The organism is Ruegeria sp. C10 (assembly GCF_056537805.1).
This window is the reverse complement of the sequence record NZ_JBQFSC010000001.1, coordinates 276,465-291,261: the sequence shown is the minus strand read 5'-3', so window position 1 is coordinate 291,261 and position 14,797 is coordinate 276,465. Positions and strand designations below refer to the sequence as shown.

Genomic DNA, 14,797 nt, shown 5'->3' with positions numbered 1-14,797 from the left:
TACATATGTACCACTGTCAATTAAAAATGGCACAAATGTACATACCGAGGTAAGCAATGTGCGGTACAGATGTTTCAAGTGGTATTCTGACGCGTACGGATGTTACGAATCCTGACGCGATCTTTTTGACTGAAACACCAGCTCGGCTTGTATCAGGAGAAAAAATATGACTGTCCTGCCAACCCACTCGCTCGAGGCCCGGTACTATACGGATCCTGACATATTCGACAAAGAGATGAACGGCCTGTTGTGCAGAACTTGGCAATACGCAGGTCATGCGGCAGATATCCCAAATGTAGGCGATTACTTTGCGTTCGAAATCGCTGGTCAGAACCTTTTTGCCATTCGCGGACGCGACAATCTTGTCAGGACTTTCTACAACGTGTGCCAGCATCGTGCGCATGAAATGGTGACCGGAACCGGGAATACCCGTGTAGTGGTTTGTCCCTATCATCAGTGGACCTATGAGCTTACCGGCGGCCTGCGGTCTGGACCGAACATCAAGAAAGTTCCCGGTTTTGATCGCGCGAAAATTTGTCTGACCGAAGTACGGACCGAAGACTTCCTCGGGTTCATCTTTGTCAATTTGGACGATAACGCGGCAACGATGGACGAATGGTATCCCGGTGTCCGGGACGAGTTGTCTGAGTTCGTGCCGAACACTAACGCTCTGGCCCCCTTAGAGTGGGTGGAAATTCCCGAAAACTGCAATTGGAAGGTTTCGATCGAGAATTACTCGGAATGCTATCACTGCCCAACTAATCACCCGACCTTTGCCGAAGGCGTGATCAAACCGGAAACCTATGACATTCAGCCCGATGTGTCGGGAGGTTACGTGCTGCGTCACACGACCGAGTGCCAAAGCCTCGAAAAGATGACCTATCCGATTGATCTGGAAAGCAACATGCACGCGGGCGACTATCAAAGCTGGTTCCTGTGGCCGATGTTCTCGTTCCAATGCTATCCAGGAAATGTTCTGAACACCTATCATTGGCGGGCAAATACAGTGGACAGCTGTACCGTCTGGCGCGGGTGGTACACAGAAGGCGGTCATGAAAGCGACGTGATCCGTGGCCTTGCCACTCAGGATCGCGAAACGACTGTGGCCGAGGATATTCGGTTAGTGGAATCCGTTCACCGCGGCCTGAAATCCAAAGGGTACAAACCGGGACCGCTTGTGCTTGATCCGGCCTGTGGCGTCATGAGCGAGCATTCCGTTGCGAAGCTTCAACAATGGATGCGCGAGGCGATTGAATAACGTTACGTGCTGTGGATGGGCCAGATAAGACATCACCGAAGCCAACGCTGTGCCAAAGGGCACACCCGACCACAACGACGCGATCGAGCCCCTTGCCTTCGGTGGTGGGGCTGGTTGTAAGACAGGGGCGGCGGCTTTAGCGGTATATCGAGCCAGGACCGACTAAGTTGCAGATCGGTCGTTTCACCTGAGGAGAGAATGATGGACGATAACCTGTTTGAACATGGCCTGAAGCAGCGCAAGTCGACGCTGGGCGCCGAGTATGTTGAGAAGAACCTGGCAGCGGCGGATGATTTTACCCGCTCATTCCAAGAGAACATGACTGCTTGGTGCTGGGGCTTCGGCTGGGGGGATGACACGATCGATCACAAGACCCGTTCGATGATGAACCTCGCTATGATTGGGGCACTCGGCAAGATGCATGAATGGGAAATCCACTGTAACGGCGCGTTGAACAATGGTGTCACCAAAGAGGAAATCCGATCAATCATTCATGTGATTGGCATTTATTGTGGCGTCCCGCAATCTCTTGAATGCTTCCGTGTCGCGCGCAAAGTCCTGACCGAACGTGGGCTGCTGGACTGACCTGATCCCTTCGCGAGATCTTCAGAAGGAACGACACAATCAGCGAGATTGCGCGTCTGCAGTTCGCGCGGTCTGCTGACACCTGCCTAAGCCGGGTCTGGCACCTCACCTTGCCAATGGTCCCCCATCGCGACGATGCATGAAGTGCCGTTGGCGTAGTTCTGAACGATCATCCAGTCTCCGCTTGTGCGTTTGACCCAAACCTCCAGCATCGTTTCGGGATCGCGCAAACCCATGCCCTGACGTTCGGCCCCCAGAACCTGTTTCAGTGTCTGTGCCATCCGCGCGCTGTCATCACAGCTGACATCCACCATTTTAGACTGCGCAGTAGAAGGCACCACAAGGCATAGAAGAAGAAGGCTGGCATGAAGACGGGTCATAGGTGAAGGTTAGTTCTTTCTGCGCTCAAGCGTAACAGTTTTATGACGCCCTGTGGATAAAACTCGCGCAGAGTCCTGCGAGAAACGCCACACACTGCAGAACTAGGCAATCATCGCGCCTGTCACAAATCTTTCGCGTAGATGTAAACGAAACGATTCAAAAGCGTCACGAAGCTTTTGTTTTGACGTTCTATCCGCCTCGCAACGATGGGGGCGATATGCTGAGAATTGAAAAGCTAACCAAAAAGTTTGGTGACAAACGGGCCGTGGATTCGGCGAATATCGTTGTCGACAAGCCAACCATGATCGGGATTATAGGCAGCTCCGGGGCTGGAAAATCCACGCTTTTGCGCATGGTCAACCGTCTGAGCGATGCAACGACCGGCACAATTACTTTTGAAGGCGAAGAGATCTCTGCGCTTCGCGGTGCTGCCAAACGCGAATGGCAATCGCGCTGTGCGATGATCTTCCAGCAGTTCAATCTTGTACCGCGCATGGATGTCGTCTCGAACGTTTTGCATGGCACGCTGAACAGGCAATCGACCTTTTCGACGATGTTCAACCTGTACCCGCGGTCGGATATTCATAAGGCGATTGAAATTCTGGATCGGCTAGGCATTGCCGAGCAAGCACCCAAGCGAGCCGAAGCCTTATCAGGCGGCCAGCAGCAACGCGTCGCCATCGCCCGCGCATTGATGCAGGACCCGAAGATCATTCTGGCGGATGAGCCGATCGCCTCGCTGGACCCAATGAATGCACAGGTTGTGATGCAGTCGCTGCGGGCCATTCACGAAGAAGACGGCCGTATGGTCATTGCTAATCTGCACACATTGGATACCGCGCGTCGCTACTGCGACCGGGTCATCGGAATGCGTGATGGTCGGATTGTGTTCGACGGCACCCCTGCGCAGCTGACCACGGGCGTAGCGCGCGACATCTACGGTGCAGGCGCAGACTTTTCCGAGGCCGCAACCTCGACCGAGATCGAAACACTGGACAGGCCCGAGGTCCGCGAAGCGGAAGCCTACGTCTGAGCCAGTTTCCCCCCGCGTCCGTCGCGGGCCACCTTCATCTAACCGAACGGAGAAAATGATGAAAAAGACCCTCGCACTGGCGTTTGCCGCCACGACTGTATTGAGCACTGCTGCTTTTGCCGAAGAAATCACCGAGTTTCGCATTGGCATCCTCGGTGGCGAAAATGCCCAGGACCGCATGAACTCGTACCAGTGTCTTGCAGACTATACCTCTGAGGCGTTAGGCGTTGAGACCAAGCTATTCGCCCCGGCGGACTACAACGGTGTGATACAGGGCCTGTTGGGCGGTACACTCGACATGGCATGGCTGGGTGCCTCTTCTTACGCGGCCACCTATCTGCAAGACCCCGAAGCAGTTGAGCCCGTTCTGATCAAGGTCAATGTGGATGGTTCAATCGGGTATCACTCGATCGGGTTCGCCCGTAAGGATAGTGGCGTCACCTCACTGGACGACATGAAAGGCAAAGTGTTTGGGTTTGGTGATCCGAACTCGACCTCAGGTTATCTGATCCCGTCGATCGAAATCCCGCAATACAAAGAAGGTATCACCATGGAGTCGGGTGAGTATTTCGGTGAGGTCAAATTCACTGGTGGCCACGAGCAGACCATCGTCGCTGTGAATAATGGCGACATTGATGGTGGTGTGACCTGGGCCGATGGTCAGGGCAACTGGGAAGATGGATACAATTCTGGTGCCCTGCGCAAAGCGGTTGACGCAGGTCTTGTCGACATGAACGACATGGTCCAGATCTGGAAATCGAACGTTATCCCCGAAGGCCCTGTGGTTCTGCGCAAGGCGTTGCCTGCCGATGTCCGTGCGACCATGACAGATCTTGTCGATGGTCTGCACGAGCGTGACCCCGATTGCGCTTATGGTGTGGCGGCAGGCGAGACGCTGGGTTTCCAGCCGGTATCGCATGACACCTACATCTCGATTGTTGAGGCCCGCAAAGCCAAAATCGGTGGCTAACGCGCGCACATGACGTTTCCGGCAACCCATTGGGGTTGCCGGTCTTTATTCATTCGGGGCTCGGGATGGCAGATTTATCAATCGGTGCGGCGCCAGGCGGCGTTGAGACCATTCAATCCAGCTATATGGCACAAGTTCACAAGCGCAGGCTTTATGGCGGGCTGACGCTGCTGATCTTTGTGGTCCTGATGGTATCAGGTTTCAACATTGCGGATTCCCGAAACGCGGGTGGGTTCTGGGACGGATTGCATCAGATCGGTGATTACCCGGCGGATGTGCTGTCTGAAGCTTGGGAAAAGCGGGCCGATCTGCCTGGCCTGATCGTGAAGTACTTCCCTGCACTGGTTGAGACGGTGAACATTGCCGCAGTTTCCACGTTGATCGGGGCCATCGGTGGCCTGATCCTGTCGCTTCTCGGCACACGCGGGCTGGCGAAATGGCCGCGATTGATCCCGGTCTTCCGGCGTATCTCGGATGTTATGCGCGCAGTGCCGGAAATCGTTATCGCGCTTGTGCTGATCTTTGTCCTTGGCGGCGGGCCGGTGCCGGCGATGATCGCCATCTCAATCCACACCGCTGGGGCGCTTGGCAAAATGTTCTCGGAAGTGTCCGAAAACGCGGATCTGAAACCGGTTGAGGGGTTGGCTTCGACCGGGGCGACTTGGTCGAAACAGATGATGCTGGGTATCCTGCCACAGGTCGCGCCAAACTATATCAGCTACACGTTGCTGCGATTTGAGATCAATATTCGCGCCTCTGCCATCCTGGGCTTCGTCGGCGCGGGAGGGTTGGGTTACGAACTGCGCAATGCCATGGCTTGGGGTCCGGGTCGTTTTGACGAGGCCGGCGCGATTTTCATCCTGCTATTCAGCACCATCGTATTCTTCGATCAGGTGTCCAGCCGCTACCGCAACCGTCTGACCGAAGGGCAGGGCCAATGACCACTATTGATTGGAACTTCGGGCTGGACGGGGCCAAGCTTGACGCCGAAAAGCTATTTCAGCGTAAACGATTGATCGGCTTTAGCATCCCTGTCGTGATCCTCGTTTATCTCACCTACATCTTCTTTGCCTTCGACCTGCCGGGCCTTGCGCAACGTGCCAATCTGGACAACGCCGTTACACTGGCTTCTGATAGCTGGTCACACAAAGTGCATGTCACACGCAATAATCGGAGCGGTGAGGTGACCTATGCTGTTGAAGGCGAGCGTAAGGGCACTTATCCCGAGGGTAAACGTCCCGACTGGGTATCGGGTGAAGAGGTGACGACGATCGATCTGGGCCGCAATCATATCGTGCGGTTCCTGCCTGACAACCGGACCGAGATTGAAATACCCGACTTCCAGCTGATCGAAGTGCAGGCCAAGGGACGTCGCCTGACGACAAATCTGCCCTCTGAACTGCCCGACTGGATTTCCGCATCTGAACGGCGTGTTGGCGTCACAACGCCTGAGGGCCGGATCACCATGACGGGCGCTCGGACTGAAGTGTTCAACTATTTCCCGGGTTGGGAGCTGTTCTGGTTCACGCTTGACAGTCCCTACCACGGCCATGGGCTTGGAGAGATCCTGTTTGGCGCGCAGATCGATCCAAACCGTTCGAATATCGCAGGCGCAATCTCTGACTGGTGGAACAACGCGATGTGGCGGCATAAGGATGTGGCCTGGGCCATCGGAGAAACGATCCTGATGGCATTTCTGGGCACGATGGGTGCCGCGATGATCGCGCTGCCTCTGGCCTTTCTCGCCGCCAAACGGTTCTCGCCGATCATGCTGCTTCGCGCCGCAACGCGCCGTCTGTTCGACTTTGTGCGCGGCGTGGATGCTCTGATCTGGACCGTGGTTCTGGCACGTGCCTTCGGTCCCGGACCATTGACGGGGGCCTTGGCCATCCTGATCACCGACACGGGTACGTTTGGCAAGATTTTCTCGGAAGCGTTGGAAAACGTTGATCAGAAACAGATCGAAGGGGTGTCCTCGACCGGGGCTAAACCGCTACAGCGTTACCGGTTCGGGGTGATCCCGCAGGTCGTTCCCGTGTTGCTGGCACAAGTTCTTTATTTCCTCGAATCCAACACCCGTTCAGCAACGATCATCGGTGCGATCACCGGAGGTGGCATCGGCCTGATGCTGACACAAGCCATCCAGACGCAAAAGGATTGGGAAGAGGTTGCCTATTATATCGTCCTGATCATCATCATGGTGATGTTCATGGATTGGGCCTCGGGCTGGTTGCGCGGCAAGCTGATCGGGCGGAAAGACTGATGGCGCGGCTTTCAGCGGAACAGCCCTGCATTCACCCCGAATGTGAGATTACCGAAAGCACGTTCGGGGCCTATGTTGAAATCGGCAAGGGCAGCCGCGTCGTACATACAAAAATGGGCGACTACAGCTATTGCGATCGTTATGCCGACATCGCCAACGCGAAGGTCGGTAAGTTCGCCAACATCGCCGCGTTTTCGCGGATCGGCGCGACTGATCACCCGCTGCACACGGCGTCCTGTCACCATTTCCTGTATCGCTCGAACGATTATTGGGACGATGCGGATCGGGACGAGGTGTTTTTCAGTCACCGCAAATCCCGAATTGTCCATATCGGGAACGATACATGGATTGGCGCAGGCGCGATGATAAAGCCCGAGGTCACACTGGGTGACGGGGCTGTTGTTGCTGCGGGTGCCTTGGTGACGAAGGATGTAGACCCCTACACAATTGTTGCCGGTACACCTGCAAGACCCTTGCGACTGCGTCAGCCACGACACATCGCCGATCGGTTGATCGCTTTGGCCTGGTGGAATTGGTCTCATGACAAGTTGCGGTTGGCGCTCGACGATTTCCGTGCTCTGAAGGCTGATGCGTTTCTGGAGAAATACGAACCTTAGCTCTCAAGGGTCAGTGTCACCCGATCTCCAACAAACCAGGTTCGGCCAAATTCAACCGGTTGTCCCTGTTCGTCAACATTCACTCCGGATGATCTAAGCAGCGGATCACCTTCCGAAACCTGCAGATGCAGAGCTTGAGTGGCCGTTGCGCGCGTGGCCGTCAGACGGGTTGAGGCCCGAGTATAGTCAGTGACGCCCGACCTGTTTAACGCCTCGGTAACGCTGCTGGTCTCTTGCAGCGCAGCAGTGATGCCAGGCAGGCGCTCAAGGGGAAACATGCTTTCGAACACGGCAATCGGGTGTCCATCCGCCAATGAGAGGCCGTGATACGCACAGATCTGATCACCGGGTGAAACGGACAGTGCGGTGGCCTCGCCCTCGGTCGCTGCCCGTTCTTCAACATGAAGCACCCTCTTTTCTGGTCTGCGACCAGCAGCGATGAGGTTTTCATGGAATCGCACCCGCGAGCCGATGGGGTAATCGGTGGGCGTGGCTGCCACGAAAGCGCCCGCGCCCCGGCGCGTTCGGATTAGGCCCTCATCCACAAGGGCCGAGATGCCGTGACGCACCGTATGGCGGTTCACACCGAACCGCTCTGCCAGTGCCGCTTCGGTTGGCAGCTTATCACCCGGGCCATAGCGCCCTTCGGCCATATCGCTGCGAAGTGCGTCGGCGATGGCCTTCCAGATCGGGGTTTTGGTGGGAGTGTCACGCAAGTTTCACAAAATTCCTCTGTCTGACGGCGGCAAATATGATAAGATGTGTATAGTTGTATAGTATATGGAAAAGTTGTCGAGATGAAAGACACTTTTGATGAAAACGCGGACCGGAAGGCTTGGATGAGCCTGCTGGCCAAAGCGCCGGAGGGACGCGTGGCCGCCCTGTTGGATGCAGCGATGCCTCGCCCCGGCTTCACATGGCTGCGTGCTCCTGAGATTGGCAGCACCATGGTTCGGGCTCGCGCAGGTGGGACTGGTGCGCCCTTCAATCTGGGCGAAATGACGGTAACACGCTGTGCGCTGATGCTGGGCACGGGCGAAGTCGGGCATGCCTATATACAAGGCCGTCGGAAAGAAGATGCCGAAGTCGCCGCGCTGGTTGATGCACTGATGCAGACAGATGTGTCTGATCTGTTGCGCACAAAAGTGCTGACCCCTTTGCGAGATGAGCTGACCAATGCAAAGGCCGCGCGTGCCTCCAAAGCCGCAGCCACTAAGGTTGATTTCTTCACCATGGTACGAGGAGAGGATTGATGCAGTCAGAAGCCCTGATCGGCGGTTTCAAGGATCCCGCGATCCAATCTGCTCACGCCTTTCGCAGCGTGATGGAAGCAATGGCGCGTCCCGGTACCGTGCAAGAGATTTCTGGCGCAGTTCCTCCGGCCCCAATGTCACCAGCAGCGGGTGCGGTGTTGTTGACGCTTTGCGACACTGAGACGCCCGTTTATCTGGCAGGTGCGCTAGATTGTGACGCCGTACGCAGCTGGCTTGCATTCCACACCGGCGCACCGCTGACCGGCCCGTCGCATTGTATGTTTGCCATTGGTGCGTGGTCGGATCTGGGACCATTGAACGCATACCCGATCGGGACGTCTGAATATCCGGATCGTTCTGCCACGTTGATCATGGAATGCCCCGAACTCATCGCTTCAGGGGCGACTCTGACAGGTCCGGGAATCAAGGATAAAGCCGCGCTTTCATTGCCCGAGCTTGAGGCGTTTCAGCATAATCAGACGCTATATCCACTGGGGCTCGACTTCATCTTCACGAATGGCAACCGCCTAGCGGCTTTGCCAAGAACGACCGAGGTGTCCTGATGTATGTCGCAGTAAAAGGTGGCGAGCGTGCGATTGAAAATGCCCACACTTGGCTTGCCGAAGAACGCCGTGGTGATACCGATGTGGCGGAACTGAGCATCGCGCAAATCCGCGAACAGCTGAGCCTGGCGGTCAATCGTGTCATGGCCGAAGGCTCGTTGTTCGATCCGGATCTGGCCGCGCTTGCGATAAAGCAGGCGCGCGGCGATCTGATCGAGGCGATCTTCCTGATCCGCGCCTATCGCACGACGTTGCCACGCTTTGGCGCATCCGAGCCTGTTGATACCGGGGCAATGGCTTGCGACCGGCGCATTTCGGCAACCTTCAAGGATTTGCCGGGCGGGCAGGTGCTTGGGCCGACCTTCGACTACACTCATCGCTTACTGGATTTCAAACTGGCTGCTGATGGTGAGGTGCCCAAAGCCCCAGCGCGCGAAGCTGAACTGGGTGAAGTGCCGCATGTCACGGATTTCCTCAATCGCGAAGGCCTGATCGAGGAAGCGCCGCATGACGATACGCCGCCACCTGATCTGACCCGCGAGCCGCTTGAAATGACCGCCGATCGCGCCCTGCGCCTTCAGGCGCTGACCCGCGCGGATGAGGGTTTCACCCTCGGTCTGGCGTATTCCACACAGCGCGGATACGCGCGCAATCACGCCTTTGTTGGTGAGCTTCGGATCGGGTCCGTACCGGTTGAAATGGAGATCCCTGAACTCGGCTTTGCCATCGAAATCGGTGAGGTCGTTCTGACCGAATGTGAAACGGTTAACCAGTTCAAGGGCTCCAAAACCGAGCCGCCGCAATTCACCCGAGGTTATGGGCTTGTGTTTGGTCAGACTGAGCGCAAAGCGATCTCGATGGCTCTGGTCGACCGCGCACTTCGGTGGGAGGAACTGGGTGAGGACAATGTCGGCGCACCTGCTCAGGATGCCGAGTTTGTCCTCTATCACGCGGACAACATACAGGCGACGGGGTTTCTAGAGCATATCAAGCTGCCGCATTACGTCGACTTCCAGTCTGAACTGGAACTGGTGCGCAAACTACGCCGCGAGGCTGGCGCGGATCAGGTGCAGGAGGCTGCGGAATGAACGCCTATAACTTTGCTTATCTGGACGAGCAGACCAAGCGGATGATCCGCCGTGCAATTCTGAAAAGTCTGGCGATCCCGGGCTATCAGGTGCCGTTTGCCTCGCGCGAAATGCCTATGCCGTATGGCTGGGGTACGGGCGGTGTGCAGGTCTCGGCCGCTGTGTTGACCCCGGATGACACGTTCAAGGTGATCGATCAGGGCTCGGACGATACCACAAACGCGGTCTCGATCCGCACCTTCTTTGAACGCACTGCGGGGGTTGAAACAACCACAACGACAAGCGACGCCTCCGTGATTCAGACCCGCCACCGGATTCCCGAGGAGCCGCTGCAAGAAGGTCAGATCCTTGTCTATCAGGTGCCTATCCCTGAGCCGTTGCGCTTTCTGGAACCGCGAGAGAGCGAAACCCGCAAGATGCACAGCCTTGAGGAATACGGGCTGATGCATGTGAAGCTGTACGAAGATATCAGTCGTCACGGGCATATCGCGACGTCGTATGCTTACCCGGTGAAGGTCGAAGGCCGCTATGTAATGGACCCGTCGCCAATCCCGAAATTCGATAACCCAAAGCTTGGTGATATGGCTGCGATCCAGCTGTTCGGAGCTGGGCGTGAACAACGGATCTACGCGCTGCCACCCTACACGCAGGTTGTCTCACTGGATTTTGAGGATCATCCGTTTGAGGCGTCCAAGGCCGACCAAGCCTGCGGCTTGTGCGGTGCCGAAGACAGCTATCTGGACGAGGTAATCATCGATGACGCGGGTGGGCGGATGTTCGTCTGCTCGGATACCGACTATTGCGAGGCGCGCCAGGCGGCGGGTCACAAAGGAAAGGACGCCGCATGACACCTTTGCTGTCTGTTCGGGACATCACAAAGCGCTATGGCCCAAATATCGGCTGTGCCGATGTGTCATTCGACCTCTATCCCGGTGAGGTCATGGGGATCGTTGGCGAAAGCGGGTCAGGTAAGTCGACACTGCTGAATTGCATGGCCGGGCATCTGACCCCGGATGCCGGAGAGGTTGTGTTCGACACCCGCGCAAAAGGTCCGCAGGACACGGTAACGATGTCCGAGCCCGAGCGCCGGATGCTGAGCCGCACCGATTGGGCATTTGTCCACCAACATGCGCGCGACGGGTTGCGCATGGGCGTCAGTGCCGGTGGGAATGTAGGTGAACGGCTGATGGCCGTTGGAGAGCGTCACTATGGCGACATACGTGACAAGGCCACGGATTGGCTTCAACGAGTTGAGATCGATGCCTCCCGCGTGGATGATCGCCCGACGACCTTTTCGGGCGGGATGCAGCAACGCCTGCAGATTGCACGAAACCTCGTGACCGGTCCTCGGCTGGTGTTTATGGATGAGCCAACGGGCGGTCTGGACGTGTCCGTTCAGGCGCGGTTGCTCGACTTGTTGCGCGGGTTAGTTCGCGACATGGGCTTGTCGGCGATCATCGTCACGCATGATCTGGCCGTGGTGCGCCTGCTGGCAGATCGGTTGATGGTGATGAAATCGGGCCGCGTGGTCGAGGCAGGCCTGACCGATCAAGTGCTGGATGACCCGCAACACGCCTATAGCCAACTTCTTGTCAGTTCCGTTTTGCAGGTGTGAGCAATGATTGAGCTTAACAACGTCTCAAAGACTTTCACTCTCCATAATCAAGGTGCGGCCGTGATCGAGGTGCTGAGCGATGTATCCTTCTCGGTCTCTCCGGGCGAATGCGTGGCGCTGACGGGCGCGTCGGGGGCGGGCAAGTCCACCCTCATGCGTATGATCTATGGCAACTATCTGGCCCGAAGCGGAGAAATTCGCATCGGTGATGTGGATATCGTGCAGGCAGAGCCTCGGACAGTTATCGCCCTGCGCCGCGAGGTTCTGGGCTATGTCAGCCAGTTTCTTCGCGTGGTTCCGCGCGTGCCCACCGTCGATGTCGTGGCCGAGCCCTTGCGGGCTGTGGGCATTTCCGCTGCTGACGCGAAGGCGCGGGCTGAAGCTCTGTTGCGGCAACTGAACATTCCTGAGCGGCTCTGGACCCTTTCACCGACTACCTTCTCGGGTGGTGAACAGCAGCGTGTCAACATCGCACGCGGGTTCGCCCATTCTTATCCCGCGATGCTGTTGGATGAGCCGACTGCCAGTCTGGATGCGGCCAATCGCGAGGTTGTTCTAAGGCTCATCGAAGAGGCAAAAGCGCGTGGTACTGCAATCATCGGCATCTTTCACGACGAAGCGGCTAGGGCGCGCGTTTGTGATCGCGAAATCAACGCCAGTCAGTTTTCACCCGAGGTCGCTGCATGACCCGGGGTCGCCTCATCGCTGTGGTTGGCCCGTCGGGGGCTGGCAAAGACAGTGTGATGCTAGGGCTTTGTGACTTGTTGCCCGATTTGCATTTGGTGCGCCGCGTCATCACCCGGGCACCAGAGTTGGGCGGGGAGGACTATGACACCGTCGAAATCGCCGAGTTTGAAGAAATGGCAGCGAATGGTGCCTTTGCGGTGCATTGGGTTGCTCATGGGCTTTGCTACGGGATACCGGTTGCCGTCAAAGATCGGCTGAGTGATGGCGCAGACTGTCTGGCAAATTTCTCGCGCAAAGCTCTGCTCGAGGCCGAAGAAAATTTCCCACGCTTCATTGTCCTGAATATCACGGCGAAGCCGGAAACTCTTGCACGGCGTTTGGCGTCTCGCGGCCGAGAAAGCGATAGCGAGATTGCAAATCGGCTTGCTCAGGCAGAAAAACCCTTGCCCGATGGGTTGGACGTTATCACCATTTCCAACGATGGCCCACTGGCCGAGACGGTTGCGCGCGCCGCAGGGGTCCTTCAACCGGCGAGCGCGTACCGATGAATAAGCTCGAAACGCCCATCAATGCGCTCGCCGCACAAGGCAATTTGGTCGATGACGAAGGGCTCGGGCAAGGCTGGCAAATGGCGGCGCAGCGCCTCGGTCCATACAGGAATATCGCCATTCGGCAGCCGACCCGTCAGCGTCATGTGAAACCGAAACTCGTCCATCACATAGGGATAACCCCACTCGATCAACAGTGCGTCTTGACGTGGGCTCAACCTTGCACCGCGCCGACGCTCAAGTTCAGCCTCATTGGTTGGGGCGCGAAACGGGTCAAGCTCACGTACACAGGCCGCAGCAATTCTTTGCAAGCCGCTCACATCGCCCTGTGGGGTCAAAGCGAGAAACCGGCCCAGCCTCGTCAGACTCAGCCCTTCACAGCTCGAAGGCGCCAGGCCAGCGGCCATCTCAGACGCCGCCGCTTTCAGGGCTTCAAGCGAATAACCTCCGGCAAGATGAAAGGGTGGTTTCAGCGTTCCGTGAAAGCCGTATTTGCGCGGTGTCATCGTAACGTCATGCAAATCGGGCAGATCGGGCTGAGGCACCTCGCAGCCCTGCACGACATCCCATCCCAGCCAGCGCGCGCCGAACTGTTCCAATGGTCCTTCGGGCGGCACGTAGTAGATTGCAAATCGAGAGTATGACATGAATTCCCCTTTTCCCGCGCCCTCTTTGGCAAAGGCTTGTGACAGCGATATGTCAGATAATCTGTGCCTTGCGAATGCCCAGCTTGTGATGCCCGATCGGGTAGTAACCGGTTCGGTGACAATCGAACAGGGCATCATTTCCGAGATCACCGAAGGGGATCATGTTCCGACCGGCGCGGTCGATTGTGCAGGTGATTACATCCTTCCGGGACTGGTCGAGCTGCACACCGACAATATCGAACGTCATATCGAGCCTCGCCCGGAAGTGGACTGGCCTCATCTTCCGGCCCTGATCGCGCATGATAGCGAGCTGGCTTCGACCGGAATCACAACTGTGTTCGACGCCATGCGAGTAGGTTCCATTCACAGCGGCAAGGGCCGTTACATCGACTATGCCCGCAAACTGGCGGACGAACTGTTGTCGGCGCGCGCCGCAGGCTATTTCAAGATCAGCCATTTCCTTCACCTGCGGGCCGAGATCTGCTCGGAGACACTGCTTGAGGAATTGGCGACCTTCGGGCCGGAAGACAGGGTTGGCATTGTCAGTCTGATGGACCACACGCCGGGTCAACGCCAATTCAGCGATCTGAGTGCATTGAAGACCTATGTCGCCAAAAAGCGCGGTATGACCGACGCCGATTTCGTTGCACATGTCGAGAACCTGCGTGGTCTGCAGCAACGTTTCGGAGAAAAGCACGAAGCCGGTGCAGTGATCGAGGCCGCCCGTCTTGGCGCCGCGCTGGCCAGCCATGACGATACCACGGCGCAGCATGTCGAAAAATCGTCCGAAAATGGTGTGACTTTCGCCGAGTTCCCAACCACGTTCGAGGCGGCCGAGGCCTGCCGTACCCGCAACATCGCCGTCATGATGGGTGCCCCGAATCTGATCCGTGGCGGCTCGCATTCCGGCAATGTCGCGGCTGAAGATCTTGCAAAGGCCGATCTTCTGGAAATTGTGTCTTCCGACTACGTGCCCTCTGCGCTACTGCTGTCGGCTTTTCATCTTGCCAATGTTTGGGACGACCTGCCTCGTGCTGTGGCCACGGTTACACGTAATCCTGCGACGGCTGTTGGTCTTGATGACCGTGGCATCCTGAATGTTGGCCTGCGCGGTGACGTTCTGCGTGTGCGTCGCATGGGTCAAACACCAGTTTTGCGCGGTGTCTGGAGCCAAGGCAACAAGGTTGGATGAGTTGTGATTGGTTGAATCGCACTTGCCAAACAGAACATGGCTGGCGGCCGAAAGCTCGCGGATTACCAGATGGGATCTGCGCCCTTGCTCCGCTTGA

Annotated in this window: 18 protein-coding genes; 15 read left to right on the top strand and 3 right to left on the bottom strand. The window is 57.0% G+C overall.

The genetic code is table 11. The features are described 5' to 3' along the window. Positions 1-166: 166 nt before the first annotated feature. Both ACR0DE_RS01385 and ACR0DE_RS01380 read left to right on the top strand, forming a co-directional pair. Positions 167-1,258, top strand: coding sequence for an aromatic ring-hydroxylating oxygenase subunit alpha (locus ACR0DE_RS01385; protein WP_170509504.1), 1,092 nt, complete (start codon positions 167-169; stop codon positions 1,256-1,258). 198 nt (positions 1,259-1,456) lie between these two features. Beyond that, positions 1,457-1,843, top strand: a complete 387-nt coding sequence (locus tag ACR0DE_RS01380; protein WP_480436495.1) for a carboxymuconolactone decarboxylase family protein — start codon at positions 1,457-1,459, stop codon at positions 1,841-1,843. Between the two features lie 86 nt (positions 1,844-1,929). Here the strand turns inward: ACR0DE_RS01380 and ACR0DE_RS01375 are convergent, their stop codons facing one another. After that, positions 1,930-2,223 (bottom strand): hypothetical protein, encoded by a 294-nt coding sequence (locus ACR0DE_RS01375; protein WP_480751287.1) that lies wholly within the window; start codon positions 2,221-2,223, stop codon positions 1,930-1,932. 218 nt (positions 2,224-2,441) lie between these two features. Between ACR0DE_RS01375 and phnC the strand changes: the two genes are divergently transcribed. The 5 genes from phnC to ACR0DE_RS01350 all read left to right on the top strand — a co-directional run bounded on the left by phnC (position 2,442) and on the right by ACR0DE_RS01350 (position 7,107). Further along, on the top strand, positions 2,442-3,257 hold the full coding sequence (gene phnC / locus ACR0DE_RS01370; RefSeq protein WP_170394291.1) for a phosphonate ABC transporter ATP-binding protein: 816 nt from the start codon (positions 2,442-2,444) through the stop codon (positions 3,255-3,257). A gap of 58 nt (positions 3,258-3,315) precedes the next feature. Further along, positions 3,316-4,227, top strand: coding sequence for a phosphonate ABC transporter substrate-binding protein (phnD, locus tag ACR0DE_RS01365; RefSeq protein ID WP_480751285.1), 912 nt, complete (start codon positions 3,316-3,318; stop codon positions 4,225-4,227). Between the two features lie 65 nt (positions 4,228-4,292). Further along, complete coding sequence (gene phnE / locus ACR0DE_RS01360) at positions 4,293-5,168, top strand: phosphonate ABC transporter, permease protein PhnE (protein ID WP_170635883.1); 876 nt, start codon at positions 4,293-4,295, stop codon at positions 5,166-5,168. Then, positions 5,165-6,490, top strand: coding sequence for a phosphonate ABC transporter, permease protein PhnE (phnE, locus tag ACR0DE_RS01355; protein WP_480751283.1), 1,326 nt, complete (start codon positions 5,165-5,167; stop codon positions 6,488-6,490). Before phnE (ACR0DE_RS01360) ends, phnE (ACR0DE_RS01355) begins: the two co-directional genes overlap by 4 nt. After that, on the top strand, positions 6,490-7,107 hold the full coding sequence (locus tag ACR0DE_RS01350; RefSeq protein ID WP_480751281.1) for a DapH/DapD/GlmU-related protein: 618 nt from the start codon (positions 6,490-6,492) through the stop codon (positions 7,105-7,107). The genes phnE (ACR0DE_RS01355) and ACR0DE_RS01350 overlap by 1 nt, the downstream gene beginning before the upstream one ends. On the opposite strand, the gene phnF is transcribed toward ACR0DE_RS01350, so the two are convergent. Next, the gene (phnF, locus tag ACR0DE_RS01345) at positions 7,104-7,823 is read right to left on the bottom strand and encodes a phosphonate metabolism transcriptional regulator PhnF (RefSeq protein ID WP_480751277.1); all 720 of its coding nucleotides are present in this window, start codon (positions 7,821-7,823) and stop codon (positions 7,104-7,106) included. The genes ACR0DE_RS01350 and phnF overlap by 4 nt on opposite strands. An 81-nt stretch (positions 7,824-7,904) precedes the next feature. Between phnF and phnG the strand changes: the two genes are divergently transcribed. From phnG to phnN, 7 genes are read left to right on the top strand one after another with little or no spacing between them, the layout of a single operon-like run. Further along, positions 7,905-8,360 carry a phosphonate C-P lyase system protein PhnG gene (phnG, locus tag ACR0DE_RS01340; protein WP_480751274.1) on the top strand — a complete coding sequence of 152 codons (456 nt, stop codon included), beginning with the start codon at positions 7,905-7,907 and terminating at the stop codon, positions 8,358-8,360. Then, the gene (gene phnH, locus ACR0DE_RS01335; RefSeq protein WP_170394310.1) at positions 8,360-8,923 is read left to right on the top strand and encodes a phosphonate C-P lyase system protein PhnH; all 564 of its coding nucleotides are present in this window, start codon (positions 8,360-8,362) and stop codon (positions 8,921-8,923) included. The genes phnG and phnH overlap by 1 nt, the downstream gene beginning before the upstream one ends. Next, positions 8,923-10,011, top strand: coding sequence for a carbon-phosphorus lyase complex subunit (locus tag ACR0DE_RS01330; protein ID WP_480751272.1), 1,089 nt, complete (start codon positions 8,923-8,925; stop codon positions 10,009-10,011). Before phnH ends, ACR0DE_RS01330 begins: the two co-directional genes overlap by 1 nt. Beyond that, positions 10,008-10,859 (top strand): alpha-D-ribose 1-methylphosphonate 5-phosphate C-P-lyase PhnJ, encoded by an 852-nt coding sequence (locus ACR0DE_RS01325; RefSeq protein ID WP_170509531.1) that lies wholly within the window; start codon positions 10,008-10,010, stop codon positions 10,857-10,859. Before ACR0DE_RS01330 ends, ACR0DE_RS01325 begins: the two co-directional genes overlap by 4 nt. Next, positions 10,856-11,626: a phosphonate C-P lyase system protein PhnK gene (gene phnK, locus ACR0DE_RS01320; protein ID WP_170394315.1), complete on the top strand. Its 771-nt coding sequence runs from the start codon at positions 10,856-10,858 to the stop codon at positions 11,624-11,626. Before ACR0DE_RS01325 ends, phnK begins: the two co-directional genes overlap by 4 nt. 3 nt (positions 11,627-11,629) lie before the next feature. Next, entirely contained in the window at positions 11,630-12,313 is a 684-nt protein-coding gene (gene phnL / locus ACR0DE_RS01315) for a phosphonate C-P lyase system protein PhnL (RefSeq protein WP_480751269.1), read from the top strand. After that, positions 12,310-12,861, top strand: a complete 552-nt coding sequence (gene phnN, locus ACR0DE_RS01310; protein WP_480751266.1) for a phosphonate metabolism protein/1,5-bisphosphokinase (PRPP-forming) PhnN — start codon at positions 12,310-12,312, stop codon at positions 12,859-12,861. Before phnL ends, phnN begins: the two co-directional genes overlap by 4 nt. Here phnN and ACR0DE_RS01305 read toward each other — a convergent pair. Continuing rightward, a complete protein-coding gene (locus tag ACR0DE_RS01305; protein ID WP_480751264.1) occupies positions 12,837-13,508 on the bottom strand; it encodes a DUF1045 domain-containing protein in 672 nt (223 codons plus the stop codon). The genes phnN and ACR0DE_RS01305 overlap by 25 nt on opposite strands. On the opposite strand from ACR0DE_RS01305, the gene ACR0DE_RS01300 reads away from it, so the two are divergent. After that, positions 13,507-14,700 (top strand): alpha-D-ribose 1-methylphosphonate 5-triphosphate diphosphatase, encoded by a 1,194-nt coding sequence (locus tag ACR0DE_RS01300; RefSeq protein WP_480751262.1) that lies wholly within the window; start codon positions 13,507-13,509, stop codon positions 14,698-14,700. The genes ACR0DE_RS01305 and ACR0DE_RS01300 overlap by 2 nt on opposite strands. The last annotated feature ends 97 nt before the right edge of the window (positions 14,701-14,797 follow it).

Excerpts from the sequence above, each read along its gene's own strand:
- ACR0DE_RS01385 (WP_170509504.1), top strand. The coding sequence starts at position 167 with ATGACTGTCCTGCCAACCCACTCGCTCGAGGCCCGGTACTATACGGAT.
- ACR0DE_RS01380 (WP_480436495.1), top strand. The coding sequence starts at position 1,457 with ATGATGGACGATAACCTGTTTGAACATGGCCTGAAGCAGCGCAAGTCG.
- ACR0DE_RS01375 (WP_480751287.1), bottom strand. The coding sequence starts at position 2,223 with ATGACCCGTCTTCATGCCAGCCTTCTTCTTCTATGCCTTGTGGTGCCT.
- phnC (WP_170394291.1), top strand. The coding sequence starts at position 2,442 with ATGCTGAGAATTGAAAAGCTAACCAAAAAGTTTGGTGACAAACGGGCC.
- phnD (WP_480751285.1), top strand. The coding sequence starts at position 3,316 with ATGAAAAAGACCCTCGCACTGGCGTTTGCCGCCACGACTGTATTGAGC.
- phnE (WP_170635883.1), top strand. The coding sequence starts at position 4,293 with ATGGCAGATTTATCAATCGGTGCGGCGCCAGGCGGCGTTGAGACCATT.
- phnE (WP_480751283.1), top strand. The coding sequence starts at position 5,165 with ATGACCACTATTGATTGGAACTTCGGGCTGGACGGGGCCAAGCTTGAC.
- ACR0DE_RS01350 (WP_480751281.1), top strand. The coding sequence starts at position 6,490 with ATGGCGCGGCTTTCAGCGGAACAGCCCTGCATTCACCCCGAATGTGAG.
- phnG (WP_480751274.1), top strand. The coding sequence starts at position 7,905 with ATGAAAGACACTTTTGATGAAAACGCGGACCGGAAGGCTTGGATGAGC.
- phnH (WP_170394310.1), top strand. The coding sequence starts at position 8,360 with ATGCAGTCAGAAGCCCTGATCGGCGGTTTCAAGGATCCCGCGATCCAA.
- ACR0DE_RS01330 (WP_480751272.1), top strand. The coding sequence starts at position 8,923 with ATGTATGTCGCAGTAAAAGGTGGCGAGCGTGCGATTGAAAATGCCCAC.
- ACR0DE_RS01325 (WP_170509531.1), top strand. The coding sequence starts at position 10,008 with ATGAACGCCTATAACTTTGCTTATCTGGACGAGCAGACCAAGCGGATG.
- phnK (WP_170394315.1), top strand. The coding sequence starts at position 10,856 with ATGACACCTTTGCTGTCTGTTCGGGACATCACAAAGCGCTATGGCCCA.
- phnL (WP_480751269.1), top strand. The coding sequence starts at position 11,630 with ATGATTGAGCTTAACAACGTCTCAAAGACTTTCACTCTCCATAATCAA.
- phnN (WP_480751266.1), top strand. The coding sequence starts at position 12,310 with ATGACCCGGGGTCGCCTCATCGCTGTGGTTGGCCCGTCGGGGGCTGGC.
- ACR0DE_RS01300 (WP_480751262.1), top strand. The coding sequence starts at position 13,507 with ATGAATTCCCCTTTTCCCGCGCCCTCTTTGGCAAAGGCTTGTGACAGC.
- ACR0DE_RS01305 (WP_480751264.1), bottom strand. The coding sequence starts at position 13,508 with ATGTCATACTCTCGATTTGCAATCTACTACGTGCCGCCCGAAGGACCA.